The 5,473-nt window shown below is 44.6% G+C and carries 4 protein-coding genes and 1 tRNA gene; all 5 read right to left on the bottom strand.

All coding sequences use genetic code 11. From position 1 onward, the window contains the following. Positions 1-1,776, bottom strand: a 1,776-nt coding sequence (rpoB, locus tag EO95_RS03910; RefSeq protein ID WP_048132368.1) for a DNA-directed RNA polymerase subunit B, incomplete at its 3' end; no start/stop codon positions are given. Between the two features lie 14 nt (positions 1,777-1,790). Then, positions 1,791-3,386: a DNA-directed RNA polymerase subunit B'' gene (locus EO95_RS03905; RefSeq protein WP_048132366.1), complete on the bottom strand. Its 1,596-nt coding sequence runs from the start codon at positions 3,384-3,386 to the stop codon at positions 1,791-1,793. 213 nt (positions 3,387-3,599) lie between these two features. Further along, positions 3,600-3,836, bottom strand: coding sequence for a DNA-directed RNA polymerase subunit H (locus tag EO95_RS03900; protein WP_048132370.1), 237 nt, complete (start codon positions 3,834-3,836; stop codon positions 3,600-3,602). 86 nt (positions 3,837-3,922) lie between these two features. Next, a tRNA-Lys gene (locus tag EO95_RS03895) sits at positions 3,923-3,999 on the bottom strand. Positions 4,000-4,625: 626 nt separating this feature from the next. Further along, the coding region (locus EO95_RS03890) for a sensor histidine kinase (protein WP_162197341.1) at positions 4,626-5,473 on the bottom strand (848 nt) is incomplete at its 5' end.

The following is a 5,473-nucleotide window of genomic DNA, read 5'->3' as shown; positions in this document are numbered from 1 at the left end:
GGCATACGAGATAGGAGTCCGTCTCGTGGGCTCGGAGATGTGTATAAGAGACAGGTATATATCCGTGTCAGCACCGCAGGCTGAACAGAAAGAGACTTTCCGCTGCTTGTCGAACGTTGCAATCATTCCACAGTGCGAGCAGACAAGTTCCACCACTTTGTCAGACTCGTCCAGCAATCTTTCTTTTAAGGACATGGCCGCGCCGTGCCCTACCAGTACGTCACGCTCCATTTCACCGAACCTTAGACCACCTTCTCTTGCTCGGCCTTCGGTCGGCTGGCGGGTGAGCACCTGTACAGGTCCGCGGGACCTTGCATGCATTTTGGATGTGACCATGTGGTGCAGTTTCTGGTAAAGGATCACGCCAACGAAGACATCTGCAGGGACCATCCTGCCGGTTGCTCCATCGTAGAAGATCTCTTTTCCGGTGTGAGCAAAGCCGTGCTTTTTCAGGGCTTCTCTAAGGTCGTCTTCCTTTTCTCCTGAGAAGGCTGTTGCATTTACTCTTCTGCCTTCCATGGAACCTACTTTTCCACCAATCATTTCCAGAACGTGCCCTACAGTCATACGTGAAGGAATTGCGTGCGGGTTAATCATCAGGTCCGGAGTCAGGCCTGATTCCGTAAACGGCATGTCAGCAATCGGGACTTTTAAGCCAATAACGCCTTTTTGCCCGTGCCTGGAAGCGAACTTGTCTCCGATATCCGGAATCCTCTCGTCCCTTACCTTTACCTTTGCAAGGCGGGTTCCGTTAATGGATTCTGTAAGAATTACCGTGTCTGCAATCCCTGTTTCGTTGGACCGCATGGTAACAGAGCTTTCTCTCCTCTGCTCAACTGCAATCCCGAAGTCGGAAGGCTCTTCCAGGAATCTCGGAGGGCTGGTCTTTCCTATAAGCACATCGTTGGGACCTACGGGGGTCTCAGGGTTTACAAGCCCGTCGATGTCAAGATTTGCATACGCATCAGCGCTGCGTGCTCCACGGTATTCGGAGTCAGGGATCTCGAACTTGTCTTCCTGCCCACCAGGATATCTCCTTTCTTCCCCTTCAAAGGTCCTGAGGAAATGGCTTCTACCAAGTCCTCTCTCGATTGAACCCTTGTTGAAAATCAGAGCGTCTTCAATGTTATACCCTTCGTATGACAGGATTGCAACCACGAAGTTCTGGCCTGCAGGCCTGTCATCAAAACCGATTGACAGGGAAGTCCTTGTCCTTGTCATCGCCCTCTGCGGGTAGTGCAGGACGTGGGCACGGGTATCCGGTCTGAGCTTCTGGTTTGCTGTGGATACTCCGATGCACTGCTTGATCATGGCTGCACCCATGGTGTTACGTGGGGAAGCGTTGTGTTCCGGATAGGGAACCATTCCGGTACAGATGCCCAGTATAAGTTCAGGGTCTATTTCCATATGGGTGTGCTTGGAGGTAATGTCAGACTCATAGAGTGCAATGTAAGCATTTTCTTCCTCTTCTGCGTCCAGATACTCCACACAACCTTCTTTTACGAGGTCATCAAAGTTGATTTCTTTGTTCTTCAGTTTCTGTATGTGCTCATCATTTACCTTCAGGACTCCCTTTTCTACAACCACGAGAGGTCTTCTTGCCCTGCCCATATCGGAGTTTATAATTACTTCCCTGGTGTTATCATTAAGAGCTATGTTGACCTGCCTGGATATGAGCCCCTGCCGCCTCATCTTTCTGAGCTCTTCTGCGAGTTCTGCAGGGTTGTCATGAGTCCCGACGAGCTCTCCGTTTATGAATACTTTTGCTTTAGTCATCTGACATCAACCCCTCAGTCACCGAACATTGATCCGGAGTCATCCATATCTGAATAATCGTAGAAGTCCTCATCTTTGTATTTGCTTTCGGGTTCTGGAGGTTCTTCAAACTCTTCAACAATCTCTTCCCCGAATTCATCAAGTAATATTTCTTTTATTCTTGCCGGGATTTCGGGCACCTTTACAACTATTTTTTCGACATTAAGGTCGTAGAGCATTTTCTTTATGCTCTCTATCTCTTCTGTTCCTGTAGAGAGTTCGACCATCTGGGCAAAGTTTTTCACGAGACCACAATTTGGACCTTCAGGGGTCTCGGAAGGACAGAGACGTCCCCACTGAGTTGCGTGCAGGTCACGAGCCTCGAAGTGAGGCTGGGCACGGGAAAGCGGCGAAATTACGCGGCGCAGGTGGGAAAGGGTAGAGATGTAATCGTTCCGGTCAAGAAGCTGGGAAACACCGGTCCTTCCTCCAACCCAGTTTCCTGTTGCCAGGGGGTGCTGCAGGCGGTCAGTCAGGACGTCTGCCCTTACAATTGTGGCAACATTAAGTTCCCTGTTCCTCATGTTTGCACGTTCGAGCTGATACTTTATGTCTCTTGCCAGCCTGTTGAAGGATACTCTGAAGAGGTCTTCCATCAGGTCACCTGCAAGTTTCAGCCTCTTGTTTGCATAGTGGTCCTTGTCATCTTCAGTACGCTTGCCAAGTGCAAGCTCAAAACAGGATTCAGCCATTCTTGCCAGGAAATGGGCTTTTGAAGTCCTCTCTTTCATGTCGTTTCCGAGGTGAGGAAACAGATACCTGTCAATAACGTAGTTTGCTCTTTTTATCTGGTATTCCTTGGCCTGCCCTGCAGCAACCCTTGCTCCAATCTTCTCGATTGCTTCTTCCTGGGTTTCTACTTCGGCTTCTTCAAGGTTTTCCAGCATGAATTTAATAATTTCGGGATCACTTGAAACTGCGTTTACGATATCTTCGTCAGTTACTATCCCGAGAGCCCTCATAAGTGTAATAAAGTACACTCTGCCGGATATTGAAGGGAAAGACACTTCAAGCAGGGACTTTCTCCCTCTTTCCACTATTACGAGTGCCCTGTATCCTCTTTTCTGGGAGAATACCTTTGCAACTTCTATAGAGTCACCGTAACGTTCTCCGTACTCAACAAGGATCTTGTTGGGGGCAAGGTCTTCAAGGGTCATGACTACCCTTTCCGTACCTCCGACGATGAAATATCCCCCGGGGTCCAGAGGGTCTTCTCCATAGCGAACTTTCTCGGTATCACTAAGCCCAAGAAGGTTGCAGATTTTGGATTTGACCATTATAGGAAGTTGCCCGATCTTTGCTTCTATTATTTCGGACTCTATTCCTTCTTTTACGACACTCATCTCCAAGTAGAGGGGGCCTGAGTACGAAAGGTTCCTGAGCCTTCCTTCGTTGGGGTACAGTTTCTCAATTGCCCCGTCTGCCTCCTTTACCACCGGATGCTCTACCCGGATCTTGCCAAGTTTGAGATAGGTGTCTTCAATGTCGGTCTCTATAATTCTCTGTTCGTCTATGATCTTTTGCAGCCCGTAATCTATAAACTTGTTAAATGAGTCTATATGGTGCTGCACTATCTTGTCCCGTGTAAAATAAGCCTGCGACAGTATACTGCTTTCTAACGCGATGATAGCACCCTCTTTGCTTTGTTAAAATGAAAATAAATAAACGATGATCCTAAGATCTTTATGCAGTTATTGAATCTTTCCGTACGATGGTGCATGGGATTCAAAAAGATGTTCAGTGAAAAAAATGTGATCATGCAAGCGGTTTTAATTCCCCCCCGCTTACTCAATCACAAGTCTGTAATAATCTGCTTCCCCTGCAGTTTGACTTTTTCTTGTGATTTTCACAACATCTCCGACGGCAGCTCCTATTTCCTTACTAACAGGATCCTGCACTTTAATTTTCGGAAGCTGTTCCTTCTCAATTAAAAATTTGCTTAAAACAGACTTTAATTCGCCCTCTGCAATTATCTCATGTTTTGGGACTGACTCATGGTCAAGCAGGCTGAATTTTGTCAAATCCTTTCCTCCAAAAATAAAGCATCTCAAAAAACTTACTGGACATTTCCTGCGGATGGCCTATCCACCGGTTATAATAAAGAACATGGCGGGCCCGTAGGGATTTGAACCCTAGGCCGACTGGTTAAAAGCCAGTCGCTCTGCCGGACTGAGCTACGGGCCCGCTTTGCTTATCTCTCTACCTCTGTATTTTGCACCACGGAAGGCTAATTTCTTAGCATGCCACCCTATTGCCCCGCTGCATCAGGGAGCACCTCTTACGCCAGTGCAACCCTCTAATTATAGCTATACTATTTATAGTTTATGCTTGGTTTGCTTTTTACCCCATATTTTTTAAATAAATCATCAAATTTTTCTAATGTTTATTGAATTTATTCATAAATTTTTCTGCATCTTCCGGAAAGTTATATGTACGAGAATTTTTAACTTTTTAAAAGTAAAGTCAAAATTCTATTTATTTCTCCACATATTCGGGTTAGACGGGAACTTTTGCCCCGATTTTCAATCACTCGCCGCTTTCCCGACAGTCACCTCTCCAAAAATGAAGCATCAAAATGAAGCATCAATTGACATCACTTATTAATCACACTATTAAATCAATCAAATCAATCATTTTATCAGATAAATCAGTCATTTAATCGGTTTCGGGTTAAGATTCCCGGAAACTTAAGTAATTGTTGGACATTATACGTCTAAATATTAGATATATAACATGGAATAAGATGATAGGTAAACAAATTTCTCGAAATACGGATTTTTACTGCTTTTCTTTTTTACTGCTTTTCTTTTTTACTGATTTTCTTCCACTGTGAACCTTATGATAAATTCAGTTCCAGAATTCCTTTTTAATTCAAGTTCACCCTCTAACTGGTCTACAAGGGCGATTACCAACTGTATGCCGAGCCGGTGGGGATTTTCCATATCAAAACTTTCAGGTACACCTATCCCATCATCTGAAACTGCTAAAACGAAACTGGTGAGCTTAAATTCTTCTTTTTTGCTTCCTGTTCTATTTTTTATATATTCCCTGGTTTTTTCTCTATAGAGCTTGATTCGGATTTCTCCTCTGTCTCTATCTACAAATGCATGTTTGAGGGAATTGGAAATAAGTTCATTAATAATTATCCCCAATGGGACTGCAATATCCATATCAAAGAAAACATTCTCTTCAAGGTCCAGGCTTAAGCTGATATCGGCATTTCCAAGGCTGTATGTCTTGAAAAGGTTCTCCGCGAGTTTCTCAAGGTATGGCGAAAATTTCAGTTTATCGATTTCTCTTCCTTCATGCAGTTCCTCATGGATAAGAGCCATAGATAGAACCCTATTCTGGCTTTCCCTGAAGGCTTCCATAATTTCCGAATCCTTAACACATTTTCTGTTGTTGAATTTTTCAGCCTGAAGGTCAAGAAGGGACGAAATTACCTGCAGGTTATTCTTGATCCTGTGATGAATTTCCTTTTTACGGGCAATCTCAAGGTTTACCAGAGCTTTTTCAGCTTTTTTACGTTCAGTAATATCCTGAACTATTCCCTTTATTCGGATAGGGATATTCTCATAATTAAAAATAACTTCGGATTGTATGTGGACCTGTCTCTTATACACATCTCCGAGCCCACGAGACGGACTCCTATCTCGTA

Origin of the sequence: Methanosarcina sp. 1.H.T.1A.1, assembly GCF_000979295.1 — an archaeon.
Taxonomy (GTDB): domain Archaea; phylum Halobacteriota; class Methanosarcinia; order Methanosarcinales; family Methanosarcinaceae; genus Methanosarcina.
Note: the sequence above shows the minus strand (reverse complement) of the source record. Positions and strands in the feature narration are given on the sequence as shown.